The following is a 16,056-nucleotide window of genomic DNA, read 5'->3' on the forward strand; positions in this document are numbered from 1 at the left end:
AAATGCTCCCCAGCCTGACGCCGATCCCGGCCATCCGTTTCCTGACCACCGCTGATTTCCCTCCCTTCAATTTCCGCGATGTGAGCGGCGAGTTGGTGGGGTTCAACATCGATCTGGCCAAACGCATCTGCGCCGAGATCAATGTGGCTTGTACCATTCAGGCCTGGCCCTGGAATCAGGCTGCCAATGCCTTGAGTGACAGCCAGGGCGACGCGCTGATCGCCGGATTGGCCATGTCAGAAGAAAATGGCGCTCTTTTCGACTATTCCTCGACCTACCTCGCCTTGCCGGGCCGCTTCGTCACACAGGCTGAAGACGTCGAGGATTTTCGTGCTGACGCTCTGAATGAAGCACAAGTTGCAGTGCGCGCTGGCAGCGCCCATGCCGCCTTCCTGGAGCGCTACCTGCCTGGCATTGAGACCATCACGTTCGACAGCGAGATCGAGGGACTGGAGGCGGTCAAGGCCGGCCGGGTCGATGCCTGGTTCGGTGACGCGATGCGCGCCTCGTTCTGGCTCAATGACAATCTGGGCTGTTGCGGCTTCGCTGGCGAAGCTTATTTTCGGCCTCACCTGTTCGGCGAGGGCTTCACTATCGCCATGCCGGCGGGACACGATCCGGTTCGGCACGCAATCGACTGGGCTCTGGTCCGCTTGCAGGAGAATGGTGCGCTCGACGAACTCTACCTGCGCTGGTTTCCCGTGGGTTTCTACTAGTTGCCCTGAGCCACCGGGGCGGGGTTCTGCTCGGCGGCGCTGCGCCCGGTCTCCGTGAGTTTGTAAATGCCCGGGCTGACGCGTTCGAACCAGCCATAAACGTTGCTCAACAGAATCTTTCCGGCATCGGGCGCTGCGGCCCGCATGTCTCGCGGCCGAAGAGGGCCGTCCAGCAGCGCCCAGGCGCACACCAGCGCCTGCTGGCGATACGCCGTCATGATGGGCACGCGTGTACTGCCACCCAGTGCCGGGTCGCCTTGTCGTCTTTGATGCTCGCGCACCAGCCGCGAGCGGCGTTTGGGATTGGTGCGTGGCATCGGTGAAACCGAGCTGACGATAACGCTGACCATCCCTTGGTCCGTCACCCCCAGCATACCGATACCCAGTCTGCGGCACAGCTGGCGATAGCGCTTGTCGGCCTCCCGGCCGCGCCCGGTGCTGGATATCCGGGCGGCAATCCAGACCTCATCCGCAACCGTCGCGCGATCGACAGCCTGAAGGATGAGCTCGAGGTTGAAGCTGAGCTTCAATTCGCACACCACGATCACGCGTGGATCCGTTTCGCTGATACCGACGAGATCGCACCCACCGATCTCGCCTTTAACCACGTAGCCTGCCGCTTCGAGAAAGGCTTTGACGGGAAGGTAGAGCGCGGTTTCCATTGCCGGGCGGTTCGTCAGCTCGGCAAGCGACGGTGGCGTGCGCGTGCGGCGACTTCGATTGCGGCAGTCGTCAGCCGGTCGAGGCTGAGCTTGTCACGCAGCATTTCGAGGAAGCGCAGCTCCTCCTGCTCCAGGAACAAATCCACGGCGGCGACTTCCACGGCCACGGCATAGGCTGTGTCTTGCAGCTTGATCGGCAGTGCGGCGATGGCCTCGTCCATGACCCGGTCGAGCCCGTCCGGGCCGTTCAGAATATCGGCACAGTCATTGGCCACGCTTTCGAGCCGGCTTCTGTCGAAGCCCTCGAACACCGGCAGCCTGTCGATCAGGGCCGTAATGCGCTTCAGCTCCTTTTCGCTCATGGCACTGTCGGACGTGGCGGCCACGATCATCAGGTGGATGAGGGCGTCATGGGCAGTGGTCATTTCTCGATCCCGATTGCGGTTTGGCTTCAAGAACTAGGATGTGCGACCGCCTTCCGCAACCACCTGCGACATTGACGTCTACCCGGTTCCGGTGCAATGACCGGCCTCGTTGTTTCCCTTCCGTCCCGAAAGGCTGCTGCCCCGTGTCGCCTGCCGCTTTGCCTGAACTTGATCCGTCCTTTTTCGAGCCCGCGCAGACTGCTCGCGCCTGGCCTTTTGAAGAAGCACGCAAGATCGTCAAACGGCTCGAAAAGTCCGGCAAGGGCGAAGCCCTGTTCGAGACCGGCTATGGCCCCTCGGGTCTACCCCATATCGGCACCTTTGGCGAAGTGGCACGCACTACTATGGTGCGCACGGCGTTTCGCCTGCTGACGCGCGACCAGGTTCCGACGCGCCTGCTCTGCTTCTCCGACGATCTCGACGGCATGCGCAAGATTCCGGATACCGTGCCCTCCAAGGAGGCCATGGAGCCGCATCTGCAAAAGCCGCTGACCTCGGTTCCCGATCCCTGGACCAACGAATACGACAGCTTTGGCCATCACAACAACGCCATGCTCCGCCGTTTCCTCGATACCTTCGGGTTCGACTATGAGTTCGCGAGCGCGACCGACTACTACCGGTCCGGCAAGTTTGATCACGTGCTTCGGCTCGCAGCTGAGCGTTATGACGACATCATGGCCGTGATGCTGCCCACTCTCGGCGCCGAGCGTCAGGCGACCTATTCGCCCTTCCTGCCGATCTCGCCGATTTCGGGCCGTGTGCTCTATGTGCCGATGAAGGAAGTCAATGCCAAGGACGGCACGGTCACCTTCACCGACGAAGATGGACGCGACACCACCGTGCCTGTCACCGGCGGCAACGTGAAAATGCAGTGGAAGCCTGACTTCGGGATGCGCTGGGCAGCGCTCGACGTTGACTTCGAGATGTTCGGCAAGGACCACCAGACCAATCAGCATATCTACGACAAGATCTGCGCGATCCTGGGCGGCACCCCGCCTGAGCACTATGTTTTCGAGCTGTTTCTCGATGCCGAAGGTCAGAAGATATCGAAGTCCAAGGGCAATGGCCTCACTATCGACGAATGGCTGACCTATGCGCCGACCGAGAGCCTCGGCCTCTACATGTTCCAGAAGCCGCGGGTAGCCAAGCGTCTGCATTTCGACGTCATTCCGCGCGCCGTCGACGAATATGCCAACTTCGTTTCCGCATATGAGCGGCAGGACGCGACCGCGCGGCTCGAAAATCCGGCCTTCCACGTCCACTTCGGCAATGTGCCCAAGGTCGACATGCCAGTCACCTTTGCGCTTCTGCTCAATCTCGCCACGGCATCGAACCCAGAAACTCCGGAAGTTATGTGGGGCTATATCTCGGCTTACGCCCCGGGCGTTTCAGCCAAGACCCATCCGCATCTCGATGCTTTGGTTGGCTACGCCATGCGCTACTTCCGCGATTTCGTGGCAAAGACGTATCGTGCGCCCGACGACGTTGAACGGGCAGCGCTTGAAGCGCTTTCAGCTGCCTTTGCCGACCTGCCGGCAGATGCCGACAACGAGACCATTCAGAATGCGGCTCTGGACGTCGCCCGCGGCATCGAGCGTTATCAGGATCACACCAAGACGGGCCCAAATGGCGGTCCGGGCGTCTCCGGTGACTTTTTCCAGATGCTCTACCAGGTGCTGATCGGGCAGGAACGCGGGCCGCGCTTCGGATCCTTCGCAGCACTCTACGGCATCGACAATACGCGCCGTCTGATCGCTGACGCCTTGGCCGGCCGGTTGATGACCGCACAGTCCTGAACATTCGAAAGTGCGACGCGTGGACTACGGGATCACGCGCCGCACCCTTTACCGGCCCTTCGGCCGGATTTGTGTCCGGCTTCTCAGCAATCTGCCATAGGCGCCTCGGCCCATTCCGCTGCCGAGGTCATGACCTCTGCCAATCGCGAAGTCCCATCCGGCGGCGCCATGCTGTGATCGAGTAGCGGGAACTCCCAGTAGGTCAAACCGCAACCGCCGGCAGACGAATACGCATCCACCGTTTGCCGCGCCAGGGCCAGCGGGTTGGCTTCATCCTGGCCACCCTGAATGATCAGATATGGCCCATCGCCTCGCGCCATCCGCTCGGCCGTGCTCACATCGATGATGTCCGCCCAGAATTTGAGGGGATACCCACCGAACACCTCGCGGCTGTCCGGATTGGCACGCGCCGCAGCAAAAGCGGCGTCAAAATGCGGATGCGCTTCCTGCGGCACAGTCGCTTTCACCATCTCGCCAAAGCTCGGTCCGGTCGCCGATGACAGCAAAATCGCAGCGTCCGCTTTGAACTCTCCCGCCAGCGCCGCTACAGCCAGCCCACCTTCCGAGCCGCCAAACATCACCAGCCGCTCGGGCAGGGTGTCGTCCTCCGCCAGTGCCTCCAGCACACGCCGATAGTCGCTCAGCCTCTGGCTGAAGGTGTAGTTTGTCACGAACTCGGCCGGACAGTCGGTTGGTTCGTCTGCGATGACCAAGTCGGGCGACACCCCAATCTTTTCGACAATCACCGTCGCATAGTTGGCAAACGCCGCTCGCACCATCGCCATGTTCGGATTTGTCGCCCCCGGCGCGCATCCCGAGCCTTGGACGATCAGCAACAGCCCTTCCGCATCGTTGTTCGGCCGGTCGAGCGTATAGTGAACCACGCTGCCATCGCCCCGCTCCACCGTCAGAGCCCCCGCGAGTGCAGGCGGCAGGGTAAGAAGTAACGCCACGGCGCTCACAAGAAGCCGCATTCCACTCTCCACGTCTCTGGGTCGGTCTACTCCGCGGCGTCTGCCGGGTTGTCTTCAAGGGTCAAAATATCGCCCGGCTGGCACTGCAGGTGCCGGCAAATCGCCTCTAGGGTATCGAAGCGAATACCCTTCACCTTCCCCTGCTTGAGCAGGCTCAGGTTAGCTTCCGTAATGCCGATGTATTCGGCCAGGTCCTTCGACTTTACATTGCGCTGAGCCAGTACGACGCCCAGTTTCACCTTGATTGCCATGGTCAGATGAACTGGCTGTTTTCTTCAGCAATCGCGGCAGCCTTTTCCATGGCCCAGGCAAGGGCGGCGATGACCCCGGCAAACATGATCATCAGCAGCATCTGACTGCTGATGCCGAGCGATATCTGTTTGTGGCCGGCTATGGCCGTGGCAGTAAGCACCAAGCTCATCGCCGCGTGGCTGAAAAACTGCGCGATGCTTGCCAGCATGGAGCCGAGCGCAAAGTCCCGCAGTGCCCGGATCCCCTCGCTTGCAAATGGTTTTCCGCGAGAAAAGCACACGAGACAGACTCGCAGCCGCACCAGCGCCCATGCCAATGGCAGTATGGTCAGCAAGGCGACCAGCGCCGCACCCAACCGTTGCCCCACGGCAATCACGGGCAATGCCTCTGCGCTAAGGCCCACCATCTGCCTGATGTCGCCATCTCCGATCAGCAGCCAGTATCCCAGCGCTGCTACCGGCAGCAGCGTTGCCATCGTCACCGCTCCCACCGCCAGCCCGTTGAACAGCAGCGCCATGCGCGGTGTTACCGGCACGCATGTCTCGTCGCCAAAACCGGCGCCTATGGACCTGGTCATGAACCGCCCTCTCATTTCAATGATCAGGAGATCGCACAATAATTATCGTTTGACAATAATAAAACTTCATATGAGGAGTATAAATTATCGCTACACGATAAGGAGTCTATCAAATGCGTACGCTTAAAGTCCTGGCTCTTCTGAGCCTTTCCGCTGCTCCCGCGGTGGCCGCATCGTCTACCAGCACGGGGCAGATTTCAGTTACTCAGGTCATCAATCTCATCGAGAGGTCATCAACCGACAATGCCGCCCGCAACGCCGTAATGGCATATCTCGCCGGTGTGGGTGAGGCGACGAGCCTGCTCGTCGCCGAATCCGCCCGGCGCCTCGAAGGTGGATTGGTCTGCCGGTCAACGCTCGGCATTTCGAGCGAAGCGGCCCTCATCGCCCTGTCGGCGACGGCGAGTGCCCAGCGGCAGGAGACCCCCGCAACGCCGCTTTTGGTCGCCGACATGTTCGCCCGCGCGGGCTGCAACTGACGGATTTCTCGGGCCGCCAGGTCGGACACCGGTTGCCTCAGCTTAAAACCTTCCTGAAAAACACGACGCGCTGGGTTTCCACAAAACCCAGCGCTTGATGCATGTCGAAGCTTGCAACGTTTCCAACCGGCGCATCGGAAGCGAATTCCTTGCAGCCTTGTTCCTGTGCCCAGTTCTCGACTGCGGCGACCAGCGCCCGGGCCACGCCTCGGCCGCGCGCCTCGGGCACAACATAGATGCTTTCGAGAAACGCCACCGGCGACGTCTTGCAGCCATTGACATAGTCATGCCTTAACGAAGCCTCGGCAAAGCCCAGCGCCATCTCGTTATCGCGAGCAATCAGGTTGATCGTCGCCCCCGCGTCACCCAGCAAGGCGGCGATCTCGGCCGCATGCGCGCCACCGCCACCACTGGGCCAGAGCGCCGTGCGCATCGCCACCCATTCGTGCGCATCGGACGTAATGGCGCGTGCAATTCTCACTGACTTGCCCAGATGATCCGAGCCATCCACTCCACGTCGACAATGTCGAGGATGCGTGGCTCGTAGGCCGGATTGATCGAATGCAGCTCGATCTGCTTGGCCGACTGGCGCGCCAGAATTTTGGCCATGACTTCGCCATCGCGCGTCTTGACCACGACCCTGTCGCCCCGGCGAACCTGCTCGGTCGGCGACACGACGATGCGATCGCCCTCCCGGTACAGCGGCTCCATGCTGTCGCCAGAGATTTCCAGAGCGTAGATACCATTGTCATCGGGCGTGGGCAGGGCAACCTCGTCCCAGCCGTGACCGACGGGAAATCCCGCACTGTCGAAGAAGCCCCCGCTGCCGGCCTGTGCCAGGCCAAGCAGGGGAATGTTGCGCAGGTCGCTTTCCGCAAAGCCGCTATGGACTGACAGAAAGGCGCCTGTCCCGGACAGAAAGCTGTCGAAACTCTCGTTGGTCGCTTCCAGGATCTTGGCGATGCTTTCAGTTGATGGCCACCGCTCGCGACCGTCCTTGCTGACGCGCTTGGACACATTGAATGCGGTGGCATCGAGACCGGCCAGCTTGGCCAGCGCAGAGACGGAAACACCCTGGCGGCGCGCCAGTCCGTCTATGCCGTCCCAAATGGCCCGATGTGAAAGCATGGCTGCACCGGAAAGGAATTACTTCTTATGGCGGAAAACAATCCTAGACTATCGGCTCCGCTCTAGCTTGTAAAGCGGGCTCGGCCCTATTAGGCACGGTCTTGCCGTCCTATTGAGCTCGAGGTTCCGCCCCATGCCAGATGCGCCCGTGATAATTTACAAGATCGCGACGCCTGCGAGCCTCGCGCCCGCTCGCCTGAGCGGTCAGTATGGCGGCATGCCCATAGATGTGGCCGACGGCTACATGCATTTTTCAACCGCAGCGCAACTGGCCGAAACCCTTCGCCTGCATTTCAAGGGTCAGGACAACCTTGCGCTGCTGGCGATCCGCGCAGACGAGTTGGACAATGACCTGGTCTGGGAGCCGTCGCGTGGCGGCCAGCTCTTTCCGCACCTCTACAATGGCCCACTCGACATGGATCGCGTCGAGTGGGAGGAAACCATCAGCGTGGATGCAGAAGGCAACTGCGTTCTTCCCGAGGCCGTGCAATGATCCTGTCTGCCTTCTCTCCTCTGCTGCGCACTGCGGCGCTCGCGAATCTCACCAGGGATGCGCTGCTGCGCATGGACCCCGAGACAGCCCACGGCGCGACGATTACCGCCCTGCGCCTTGGCCTTGCACCCCAGCAGGAGCATCCCGACCCGCCGGAGCTAGCGACGAACCTCTGCGGCCTTGATCTCAGAAACCCTGTGGGCATTGCTGCCGGCTTCGACAAGAATGCCGAAGTGCCGCGCCCGCTTGCGCTGATGGGTTTCGGCATGGTCGAGATCGGCACCGTGACACCGCGCCCGCAGGCCGGTAACGCCAAGCCGCGACTGTTCCGCATCGCTGGTGCCGATGGCGTCATCAACCGGATGGGGTTCAACAACGAAGGCCACGAGGCGGCGTTCGAACGGTTGAGGGGCCTGCGCGTGCCTGCGGCGCTGGGCGTCAATATCGGCGCCAACAAGGATTCCGAGGATTTCGTTGCCGACTATGTGTTGGGGGTAAGCCGCTTCGCCGATCTCGCTGACTACCTGACCGTTAATGTCTCTTCACCCAATACGCCCGGCCTGCGCAATCTCCAGGCCGACGAGGCCCTCCGGCGCCTTCTGGGCGAAGTGCTGGCAGCCCGCGCCAAGGCAAAGACGCGGGTGCCGGTTCTCCTCAAGATTGCTCCCGATCTCGACGAAGCGGGTCTCGATGCTGTGGCGCGCGTTATCCTGGAGACAGACCTTGATGGTCTGATCGTTTCCAACACGACGATCTCCCGCGAGGCCGTCGCCGGCATGGAAAATGCCGACGAGACCGGCGGTCTTTCGGGCAAGCCGCTCTTCAACCTCGCGACGCAGCGCCTGGCGCAGATGCGCCAACGGGTCGGAACTCTGCCACTGGTCGGTGTCGGCGGCATCCACTCGCCGCAGTCAGCGGTGCAGAAGTTCGAGGCTGGCGCCGATGCCGTGCAACTCTATTCCGCGCTGGTTTTCGGCGGGCTCGATCTGCTCGACCGGATCAAGCGCGGACTGGTCGCAGCGGTACGGGCTGCAGGCAAGACCAACATTGCCGAACTGGTCGGAACGAAAACGGATGACTGGAGCTCAGGCCGCGCCGAATAGCCCTGCCTTTCGTCGCTCCAGCGCCCACCAGTAAATGGCGCCGCGCGCCAGGAACCAGACGTGGAGCGCGGCCCAAAGTCCCCAATTGCCCCATACCGGCTGCAGCAGCGTCGCCGCTGCGAGAAACGCCAACAACGACACCACCATTCCATTGCGCATCGTGGTGTTGAGGGTGGCGCCGATGAGGATGCCGTCATAGACAAAGGCGGGCATGAAGGTGACGGTGCAGAGCGCCGCGATCGGCAAGTAGGCGAGGGCCTCCGCCCGCACGGCTTCATTGGTTGTCATGAAGCCGATGACCCAGGGGCCGGCCAGATACCACACGACGCCCAGCCCGACCGCGAGGCCCAATCCCCACAGCATGGATAGTCCGTAGGCCCGCTCGAAGGCAGGCCGCCAGTTGGCGCCGACCGCCTTGCCGGTCAGCTGTTCGGCGGCCTGCGCTATGCCGTCGAGGAAAAAGCCCACGACCATCAGGAGATTGAGCAGGACTGCATTTGCCGCGAGGGCCACCTCGCCCATGCGGGAGCCCTGCGCCGCGAACCACGCATAGGCACCCATGAGCGCCATGGAGCGGATCATCAGATCCCGGCTGAGACCAAACATGCGACGGATCGCTGCCGTATCGCTCAATTCGCCTGGAGCGATGCGCCGGAGCAATGAGCCAAGACCACCATAGTGGCGGGTCACCAGCCAAAGTCCAGTACATGTGGCCACCACCTGGGCGATGACCGTGCCCGCGGCCGCCCCGGCGACGCCCCAGCCCAGGCCATGCACGAACCAGATGGAGAGGGCTATGTCAACGAGATGCAGCAGCAACTGCAGCATCATGCCGGTCCTGGCGGCTGCGCGGCCGTAGAACCATCCCAGCAAGGCGTAGTTGATCAGGGAAAAGGGGGCCGACCAGATCCGCCAGTGAAAGTAATCGGAGAGGGCCGCTTCGACGCCGGTCTCCGGGGCCAGAAGACGAACGGCGAGCCAGAGAATGGGCGCTGCCAGTGCGATCATCGCGATGCCGATGCCGACGCCCAGCACGAGAGCCCGGCTGAGATGCAACAGCCCGTCGCGCGGGTCCCTGGCGCCAACGGACTGGGCGACCAGTCCGGCCGTTCCGATGCGGAGGAAATAGGCGAGTGAGAAGACGACATCGAAGACCAGCGCGCCGAGCACGAGCCCACCCAAGAGCGCCGCATCGCCCAGCCGCCCAATGACGGTGATGTCGACCAGGCCCACCAAGGGCTCGGTGATGAATGCGATGGACGCGGGCAGTGCGATGGACCAGACATCCCTGCTGCTTACGTGGAAGGGATGCTGGGTACGGGAGGGTGTCATCGGTGGACTCGGCGGGCGTGAGGCGCGCCTACTTGCTCACCTCGCGACCGGGCCCGCAAGCCCGCGGAGGCGAAGCGGGCCCTGACGTCATCGCTCGACGTCGAGCTCGAAGATCACGTCGGCCCGCTCGCGAGACTGTTCGACGAGATCGTAATTGGGAAGATCATTCCGCTCGATATGGGCGCGGTTCCGTTCCTCGGTGAAGAGACCTTCCTCGCCGTGACGCTTCATCAGTCGGTTGCGCACGAGTTCGCGCGGCACGTGAATGAAAACCGCATAGTCGAGCAGCGACTTGACCCCTGCCCAAGGGCCTTCGGTCAAAAGCAGATAATTGCCCTCGACCACGAGCACCTTCGCGTCCACGGGCACCGTGAATGCATCGTCGATCGTGTCCTCGATCTTTCGGCTATAGCCAGGACCGCTCACCGATTCATCGGCATGCTTGAGTCGATGCAGAAAGCTGACAAATGCGGCACCCTCGAATGTATGCGGTGCGCCCTTGCGATCGGCGACGCCCATCGCTTCGATCTTGGCGTGCTTCATATGGAAGCCATCCATGGGCACAAGGGCGGCGCTGCCTGGCTTGACCGCATTGAGCATGGCCACAAGCTCGGCGGCGAGCGTGGATTTACCGGTGCCCGGTCCGCCCGCCATGCCTATGGCGATCCGCTTCCCGTGCGCCGCACTCTCCATTTCGAGGATGTGCGGCACGAGCCGGGACAGGGCGCTTGGCGGCGTGAGTCGGAGCGTATCGACCATGGGTCAGCGAGCCCGGGTGAGGCGAAGCAACAGCCAGACTGGCACCACGATGGCGGCGCCGGCGAGGATATAGCCGCCCATCTGCCTGAACACTCCGGCACCGTCGCGAAGCGCGTCCCGGACCATGTCCACCACGCCGCGGAGAAGGTCAGCAGCATTGAAGCCAAACACGGACATGACGAAACCTACCAGAAGCGAAATCAGCACCAGCCTGATGATGACCGAAACCGGGCTACCGCCCATAAACCGCGTCAGCGCGGAACGCTGTTCGGGTCGATAGTCTTCTGTCATTCGTCCACTCCGTTTGGCAGGGGCAAAGCCATCATATAGGCTCTTGAGCGATTTGTATTAGGTGCTTCCTGTCAACTTTGCCCGCTTTTGTCCCAACCATCATCAGCGACTGGTTCGCCTCCCGCGGCTGGGCACCGCGCGAGCATCAGCTCGCCGTGCTCGGCAGCTACCAGGAAGGCGCCAGCCAGCTGCTGATCGCACCCACCGGCGCTGGCAAGACCCTGGCCGGCTTCCTGCCAACCCTGACCGACCTTGTCGACGGCGATTTCGAAGGCCTGCACACGCTCTATATCTCCCCGCTCAAGGCGCTGGCGGTGGACGTCGAGCGCAATCTTTCCACTCCGATTTCGCAGATGCGCCTGCCCATTCGCGTCGAGGCGCGAACCGGCGATACCCCCGCCTCCAAGCGGGCGCGGCAGCGGGTAAAGCCGCCCCACGTGCTGCTGACCACGCCCGAGCAGCTGGCACTGCTGATCTCGCATCCGCAGGCCGAGCTGATGTTGGGATCGCTCAGGCGCATCGTGCTCGATGAATTGCATGCGCTGGTGACCTCCAAGCGCGGCGATCTCCTTTCGCTGGGTCTGGCTCGTCTCGCCAAACTGGCGCCGGAAGTGCGGATCACGGCGCTTTCGGCCACTGTCGCTCGACCCGACCTCTTGCAGGAGTGGATCGCGCAGCCCAATCCGGACCGGCGCACCGATCTCCTGCGCATGGTGGGCGGGGCGCCGCCGGAGTTACAGATCCTCGAGACCGAAGAGCGCCTCCCCTGGGCGGGCCACTCAGCCGTCTATGCCCATCACGAACTTTACGAGACCATCAAGAAGCACAAGACGACGCTGCTCTTCGTCAACACCCGATCCCAGGCCGAGCTCCTGTTCCAGGGCCTGTGGAGCATCAATGACGAGATGCTACCCATCGCCCTGCATCACGGATCGCTCTCGGTGGAGCAGCGCCGCAAGGTCGAGTCCGCCATGGGCGTCGGGAAGCTCAAGGCCGTGGTCTGCACCTCCACGCTCGACCTCGGCATCGACTGGGGCGATGTCGATCTCGTCGTGCAGGTCGGCGCGCCCAAGGGGTCGTCCCGCATGTTGCAGCGCATCGGCCGCGCCAACCACCGGCTCGATGAGCCCTCCCGCGCCTTGCTGGTGCCGTCCAATCGCTTCGAGGTGTTAGAGTGTGAAGCGGCGGTCGAGGCCGTGTCGGAAGGGCATCAGGATAGCGAGGATCCGCTGCCCGGCGGCTACGACGTGCTCGCCCAGCATGTGCTGGGCATGGCCTGTGCCGACGCCTTCCTGGCCGAGGAACTCTACGCGGAAGTTCTGCGGGCGTGGCCTTATCGCCAGTTGCCCCGCGCAAAATTCGACAAGGTGCTCGATTTCGTCGCCACCGGTGGCTACGCCCTGCGCGCTTACGAGCGCTATGCCCGGCTCAAGCAGATGGACGACGGCAAATGGCGCATCGCGCATCCGCAGGTGGCCCAGCAATACCGGCTCAACATCGGCACCATCATCGAAGAGCCGATGGTTCGCGTGCGCCTCGTGCGCGCGAGAGGGCAAAAGGAAGGACGCACGACCGGGCCGATCGGCGCGGGGGGCCGCGTACTGGGCGAAATGGAAGAATATTTCTTCGGCACGCTGTCGCCCGGCGACACATTCATGTTCGGCGGCGAGATCGTCGCCTTCGAGGGCATGAAGGACAACGAGGCCTTCGTGTCCCGCGCCTTTGCCAAAGACCCCAAGATACCGTCCTACATGGGCGGCAAGTTTCCCCTCTCGACCTATCTTGCCGAGCGCGTGCGCCGCATCATGGACACGCCCGACGACTGGCACAAGCTGCCCAACCAGGTCAGCGACTGGCTGCGCCTGCAACGCGACTTTTCCGTGCTGCCCCGCCGCGACAGCCTGCTGGTAGAGACATTCCCCCGTGGAACGCAGCACTTCCTCGTCTGCTATCCGTTCGAGGGGCGGCTCGCGCACCAGACCCTGGGCATGCTTCTGACACGGCGGCTGGAACGGGAGCGGGCGCGCCCGCTCGGCTTCGTCGCCTCGGAATATGCCCTCGCCATCTGGGGCCTCGGGGATCTGTCGGCGCTGATCCGCACCGGTCGGCTGTCGCTCGACCAGCTGTTCGACGAGGACATGCTTGGCGATGATCTCGAATCCTGGCTCGATGAGTCGGCGCTGATGAAGCGCACCTTCCGCAACTGCGCCATCATTGCCGGCCTGATCGAGCGCCGCCATCCGGGCAAGGAGAAGACCGGCCGCCAGATCACCATGAGCTCGGACATCATCTACGATGTGCTCTACCAGCACGAGCCCGACCACATCCTGATCGAGGCGACGCGGCGCGATGCGGCGCGGGGGCTGCTCGATATCGAGCGGCTTGGCCAGATGCTTGCGCGCATCCGGCATCACATCGTGCACAAGCCGCTACACCAGATTTCGCCGCTCGCCGTGCCGGTCATGCTCGATATCGGCAAGGAACCGATTTTCGGGGAAGCCAGGGAATCAGCTATGGCTGATGCAGCCGCGGAACTGCTGCGCGAGGCAGTGGGCGAAATCTGAGCCCGCTGCACGCCTCGGTGAACGGCCTTCGCTTCTCGGACCGATGTCTTATATGAACAACGCTGCCCTCGCCGACATCACTCCGGACACCGTCTTGTTGCGCTTCGCCGGCCATAATTTCGAGCCTCTCCCGTCGGGCGCGCTGTATTGGCGGTCGCGCGAAACGCTGCTGGTCGCCGACCTCCATCTCGAGAAGATGGCGAGCTTCGCGCGGCGCGGCCAGATGCTGCCGCCCTACGATACGGCGATGACGCTGACCCGGCTCGAGACCGATCTGCGGCGCACCGGGGCCAGGCGCCTCGTGGCGCTGGGAGACAGCTTCCACCGTCCAGACTCCGCCGGCTTGCTGACGCCAGCCGACCGCATGCGGCTCGATGCCATCACCGAAACCGTGGAATGCCTGTGGTTGTCAGGCAACCACGATCCCGTTCCCCACTCCATTGGAGGCATCTGCCTGCCGGAGCTCGAACTCGATGGCCTGTTTCTGACCCACGAGCCGCAGAAGGGGCGCACCGGCCTCGTCGCCGGCCACCTGCATCCGGCGGCGCGGATTGCCATGGACGGCCGCAGCACGCGCAAGCCCTGCTTCGTCCATGATAGCCGGCTCCTCATCCTGCCCGCCTATGGCAGCTCGACCGGCGCGATCAATATCCTGTCGCAGGCGTTCCTGGGTCTCTTTCACTGGCCGGCACTCGAAGTCGTCATGCTCGGGCGCGAACGGGCCTATCCGGTCCCGGTCAAGCGCCTGGTTGGCGGTTAGCGGCGGAACAGCACGCCGCCGAGCCAGCCAGTGAACAGGGCCAGCACGACGCAAGCCAGACCATAGAGCAGCGGCTGCTGCGTAGACGACAGCGCGAGGAACCGCTCGAATCCGATCTTGCGCACGGCAAATCCGTCGGATTTCCGCGCGATGAGCGCGCCGTTCTTGAACACGTAGGTTTGCGCGATGTATGGCCCTGGCGGAGCGCTGCTCGGCAGGATAAGTTGCGCCTGGTAGAAATTGTCCGACATAAACTGCACGCCGCTCTCCTGCACGCCGAAGAGCCCTTCGCCCGACATCAGGCGGATGAGCTCCCGCCCGAAGTTCAGCGTCTTCATGAAGCCGGCCTGGTTCGGGACCATGGCATGGGACTCGGGCAGGATGAAATTCTGATTGAGCGTCGCGATATCGGTGATCTCGAGCAGGCGCTTGCTCGACAGCACGTGGAAATAGCTCGGGAAGCGCTTGAACTCGACCTGTTCGGTATTGAGCCAAATGCCGAAATTGTTGGTCTTCTTGCGCGCGACGCGATCCTGCGTCGGGCCGAGGACCACGATTACCACCTGGTACGGCCCCTCGACATAGCGCTGCTCGGCACCAGCCTCAGGCGCAATCGTCCCGAAGAAGGTCATGCGCTCGCCGTCGAAGCTCGAGGTGATCTGCACCGTGTCGTTGGAAATCCCCGAAATCAACCGTTCTGCCTGCGCAGGCAGCATGCCGGCGAGAAGGATGGCGATGCAGACAAGCAGACGGATCATCGCGTCACGCTCCCGACGGCCATCGAATAGATGTCGCTCGGCGTGAGCACCAGCGACAGGCCGAAGCGGATCGCGACGGCCAGCACCAGCAGCGCCAGAAGTCCCCGCAACTGTTCGCCGCGCAGATGCTTGCCGGCAGCCGCGCCGAACTGCGCCCCGGCCGTGCCGCCCACCATGAGGCAGAAGGCAAGGAGGATGTCGACGCTCTGGCTCTGCACTGCATGGAGCACCGTTGTGGCCGCCATCATCGCCACCACTTGGGCAAGCGAGGTGCCGATAACGACACTGCCCGGCACGCGGAGCAGGTAGACCAGCGCCGGCACCATGATGAAGCCGCCGCCGATACCCAGCAGCGAGCCCACGAAACCGATGAAGAGACCGATGACCAACACCGGCAGCACGCTGATGTAAAGGCGGCTCTTCTTGAAGCGCACGCGCATCGGCAGGCCATGGATCCAGTTGTGCTGGTTAGGCAGGCGTTCGCGAACGACAACGCCCTGGCGGCGCTTGAGCAGGGCGCGGACGGCCTCCTGCAGCATCAAAATGCCTACGGAGCCCAAGAGTACGAGGAAACCAAGGGCGATGACCAGATCGAGCTGGCCAGCCCGCCGCAGCAGGTCGAACGCCGCAACACCACCGAAGGCGCCCAAGATGCCCGACAGCACCAGATACATCGCCAGATGCAGGTCGACGCCCCCGCGCCGGTAGTGACTGAGGGCACCTGAGGTCGACGCTGCCACGACCTGTCCGGTCACCGAAGCGACGGCCACCGCGGTGGGCACTCCGGAAAAGATCAGCAATGGCGTCAGCAGGAACCCGCCACCCACGCCAAACAGACCCGACAGAAAGCCGACGGCCCCTCCGATCCCGATGAGGAAGAAGAGGTTCACGGAAAGCTCGGCGATCGGCAGGTAAATCTGCAAGATCCTGGGTCCCGTAATGGTCTTGCGGACCATCCTAAGGGATGGTCCGTCAACAAGAGGTAAG

The 16,056-nt window shown here is 62.8% G+C and carries 19 protein-coding genes; 7 read left to right on the plus strand and 12 right to left on the minus strand.

What is annotated here, in order from left to right; genetic code table 11:
• Positions 1-2: 2 nt before the first annotated feature.
• Positions 3-716: a transporter substrate-binding domain-containing protein gene (locus tag CCK88_RS00100; protein WP_170926292.1), complete on the plus strand. Its 714-nt coding sequence runs from the start codon at positions 3-5 to the stop codon at positions 714-716.
• On the opposite strand, the gene CCK88_RS00105 is transcribed toward CCK88_RS00100, so the two are convergent.
• Both CCK88_RS00105 and CCK88_RS00110 read right to left on the minus strand, forming a co-directional pair.
• The gene (locus tag CCK88_RS00105) at positions 713-1,378 is read right to left on the minus strand and encodes a DUF2161 domain-containing phosphodiesterase (protein ID WP_086468535.1); all 666 of its coding nucleotides are present in this window, start codon (positions 1,376-1,378) and stop codon (positions 713-715) included. The genes CCK88_RS00100 and CCK88_RS00105 overlap by 4 nt on opposite strands.
• A 14-nt stretch (positions 1,379-1,392) precedes the next feature.
• Entirely contained in the window at positions 1,393-1,803 is a 411-nt protein-coding gene (locus tag CCK88_RS00110; protein ID WP_086468536.1) for a tellurite resistance TerB family protein, read from the minus strand.
• A gap of 143 nt (positions 1,804-1,946) precedes the next feature.
• Here CCK88_RS00110 and CCK88_RS00115 point away from each other — a divergent pair, with 143 nt between their 5' ends.
• Entirely contained in the window at positions 1,947-3,599 is a 1,653-nt protein-coding gene (locus CCK88_RS00115; RefSeq protein ID WP_244557393.1) for a lysine--tRNA ligase, read from the plus strand.
• An 83-nt stretch (positions 3,600-3,682) separates the two neighbouring features.
• Here the strand turns inward: CCK88_RS00115 and CCK88_RS00120 are convergent, their stop codons facing one another.
• The 3 genes from CCK88_RS00120 to CCK88_RS00130 are packed head-to-tail and all read right to left on the minus strand — an operon-like array spanning position 3,683 to position 5,342.
• Entirely contained in the window at positions 3,683-4,561 is an 879-nt protein-coding gene (locus CCK88_RS00120; RefSeq protein WP_140048839.1) for an alpha/beta hydrolase family protein, read from the minus strand.
• 38 nt (positions 4,562-4,599) lie between these two features.
• The gene (locus CCK88_RS00125) at positions 4,600-4,824 is read right to left on the minus strand and encodes a helix-turn-helix domain-containing protein (protein WP_086468539.1); all 225 of its coding nucleotides are present in this window, start codon (positions 4,822-4,824) and stop codon (positions 4,600-4,602) included.
• Positions 4,825-4,826: 2 nt separating this feature from the next.
• The gene (locus CCK88_RS00130; RefSeq protein WP_086468540.1) at positions 4,827-5,342 is read right to left on the minus strand and encodes a DUF2975 domain-containing protein; all 516 of its coding nucleotides are present in this window, start codon (positions 5,340-5,342) and stop codon (positions 4,827-4,829) included.
• Positions 5,343-5,515: 173 nt separating this feature from the next.
• Here CCK88_RS00130 and CCK88_RS00135 point away from each other — a divergent pair, with 173 nt between their 5' ends.
• A complete protein-coding gene (locus tag CCK88_RS00135) occupies positions 5,516-5,881 on the plus strand; it encodes a chlorophyllide reductase (protein ID WP_140048840.1) in 366 nt (121 codons plus the stop codon).
• A gap of 37 nt (positions 5,882-5,918) precedes the next feature.
• Here CCK88_RS00135 and aac(6') read toward each other — a convergent pair whose 3' ends face one another.
• On the minus strand, positions 5,919-6,356 hold the full coding sequence (gene aac(6'), locus CCK88_RS00140; RefSeq protein ID WP_425290624.1) for an aminoglycoside 6'-N-acetyltransferase: 438 nt from the start codon (positions 6,354-6,356) through the stop codon (positions 5,919-5,921).
• A 2-nt stretch (positions 6,357-6,358) separates the two neighbouring features.
• Positions 6,359-7,009: a S24 family peptidase gene (locus tag CCK88_RS00145; RefSeq protein WP_086468543.1), complete on the minus strand. Its 651-nt coding sequence runs from the start codon at positions 7,007-7,009 to the stop codon at positions 6,359-6,361.
• Between the two features lie 133 nt (positions 7,010-7,142).
• Between CCK88_RS00145 and CCK88_RS00150 the strand changes: the two genes are divergently transcribed.
• Entirely contained in the window at positions 7,143-7,502 is a 360-nt protein-coding gene (locus CCK88_RS00150) for a DUF952 domain-containing protein (RefSeq protein ID WP_086468544.1), read from the plus strand.
• Complete coding sequence (locus CCK88_RS00155) at positions 7,499-8,605, plus strand: quinone-dependent dihydroorotate dehydrogenase (RefSeq protein ID WP_086468545.1); 1,107 nt, start codon at positions 7,499-7,501, stop codon at positions 8,603-8,605. Before CCK88_RS00150 ends, CCK88_RS00155 begins: the two co-directional genes overlap by 4 nt.
• Here the strand turns inward: CCK88_RS00155 and CCK88_RS00160 are convergent.
• The 3 genes from CCK88_RS00160 to CCK88_RS00170 form a co-directional block, all read right to left on the minus strand.
• Positions 8,588-9,937 (minus strand): MATE family efflux transporter, encoded by a 1,350-nt coding sequence (locus tag CCK88_RS00160; RefSeq protein ID WP_086468546.1) that lies wholly within the window; start codon positions 9,935-9,937, stop codon positions 8,588-8,590. The two genes, CCK88_RS00155 and CCK88_RS00160, sit on opposite strands and share 18 nt — an antisense overlap.
• 87 nt (positions 9,938-10,024) lie before the next feature.
• Positions 10,025-10,696: a nucleoside/nucleotide kinase family protein gene (locus tag CCK88_RS00165; RefSeq protein WP_086468547.1), complete on the minus strand. Its 672-nt coding sequence runs from the start codon at positions 10,694-10,696 to the stop codon at positions 10,025-10,027.
• 3 nt (positions 10,697-10,699) lie between these two features.
• Complete coding sequence (locus tag CCK88_RS00170; protein WP_086468548.1) at positions 10,700-10,987, minus strand: DUF6460 domain-containing protein; 288 nt, start codon at positions 10,985-10,987, stop codon at positions 10,700-10,702.
• 77 nt (positions 10,988-11,064) lie between these two features.
• On the opposite strand from CCK88_RS00170, the gene CCK88_RS00175 reads away from it, so the two are divergent.
• Positions 11,065-13,551, plus strand: coding sequence for a ligase-associated DNA damage response DEXH box helicase (locus CCK88_RS00175; RefSeq protein ID WP_086468549.1), 2,487 nt, complete (start codon positions 11,065-11,067; stop codon positions 13,549-13,551).
• A gap of 52 nt (positions 13,552-13,603) precedes the next feature.
• Positions 13,604-14,311, plus strand: coding sequence for a ligase-associated DNA damage response endonuclease PdeM (gene pdeM / locus CCK88_RS00180; protein WP_170926293.1), 708 nt, complete (start codon positions 13,604-13,606; stop codon positions 14,309-14,311).
• On the opposite strand, the gene CCK88_RS00185 is transcribed toward pdeM, so the two are convergent.
• Both CCK88_RS00185 and CCK88_RS00190 read right to left on the minus strand, forming a co-directional pair.
• Positions 14,308-15,069 (minus strand): TIGR02186 family protein, encoded by a 762-nt coding sequence (locus CCK88_RS00185; protein WP_086468551.1) that lies wholly within the window; start codon positions 15,067-15,069, stop codon positions 14,308-14,310. The two genes, pdeM and CCK88_RS00185, sit on opposite strands and share 4 nt — an antisense overlap.
• The gene (locus CCK88_RS00190) at positions 15,066-15,992 is read right to left on the minus strand and encodes a sulfite exporter TauE/SafE family protein (RefSeq protein WP_086470733.1); all 927 of its coding nucleotides are present in this window, start codon (positions 15,990-15,992) and stop codon (positions 15,066-15,068) included. Before CCK88_RS00190 ends, CCK88_RS00185 begins: the two co-directional genes overlap by 4 nt.
• Positions 15,993-16,056 lie beyond the last annotated feature (64 nt).

The organism is Devosia lucknowensis, from assembly GCF_900177655.1.
In the GTDB taxonomy this organism is placed as follows: domain Bacteria; phylum Pseudomonadota; class Alphaproteobacteria; order Rhizobiales; family Devosiaceae; genus Devosia; species Devosia lucknowensis.

Excerpts from the sequence above, each read along its gene's own strand:
- CCK88_RS00100 (WP_170926292.1), top strand. The coding sequence starts at position 3 with ATGCTCCCCAGCCTGACGCCGATCCCGGCCATCCGTTTCCTGACCACC.
- CCK88_RS00105 (WP_086468535.1), bottom strand. The coding sequence starts at position 1,378 with ATGGAAACCGCGCTCTACCTTCCCGTCAAAGCCTTTCTCGAAGCGGCA.
- CCK88_RS00110 (WP_086468536.1), bottom strand. The coding sequence starts at position 1,803 with ATGACCACTGCCCATGACGCCCTCATCCACCTGATGATCGTGGCCGCC.
- CCK88_RS00125 (WP_086468539.1), bottom strand. The coding sequence starts at position 4,824 with ATGGCAATCAAGGTGAAACTGGGCGTCGTACTGGCTCAGCGCAATGTA.
- CCK88_RS00130 (WP_086468540.1), bottom strand. The coding sequence starts at position 5,342 with ATGGCGCTGCTGTTCAACGGGCTGGCGGTGGGAGCGGTGACGATGGCA.
- CCK88_RS00135 (WP_140048840.1), top strand. The coding sequence starts at position 5,516 with ATGCGTACGCTTAAAGTCCTGGCTCTTCTGAGCCTTTCCGCTGCTCCC.
- CCK88_RS00145 (WP_086468543.1), bottom strand. The coding sequence starts at position 7,009 with ATGCTTTCACATCGGGCCATTTGGGACGGCATAGACGGACTGGCGCGC.
- CCK88_RS00150 (WP_086468544.1), top strand. The coding sequence starts at position 7,143 with ATGCCAGATGCGCCCGTGATAATTTACAAGATCGCGACGCCTGCGAGC.
- CCK88_RS00155 (WP_086468545.1), top strand. The coding sequence starts at position 7,499 with ATGATCCTGTCTGCCTTCTCTCCTCTGCTGCGCACTGCGGCGCTCGCG.
- CCK88_RS00160 (WP_086468546.1), bottom strand. The coding sequence starts at position 9,937 with ATGACACCCTCCCGTACCCAGCATCCCTTCCACGTAAGCAGCAGGGAT.
- CCK88_RS00165 (WP_086468547.1), bottom strand. The coding sequence starts at position 10,696 with ATGGTCGATACGCTCCGACTCACGCCGCCAAGCGCCCTGTCCCGGCTC.
- CCK88_RS00170 (WP_086468548.1), bottom strand. The coding sequence starts at position 10,987 with ATGACAGAAGACTATCGACCCGAACAGCGTTCCGCGCTGACGCGGTTT.
- pdeM (WP_170926293.1), top strand. The coding sequence starts at position 13,604 with ATGAACAACGCTGCCCTCGCCGACATCACTCCGGACACCGTCTTGTTG.
- CCK88_RS00185 (WP_086468551.1), bottom strand. The coding sequence starts at position 15,069 with ATGATCCGTCTGCTTGTCTGCATCGCCATCCTTCTCGCCGGCATGCTG.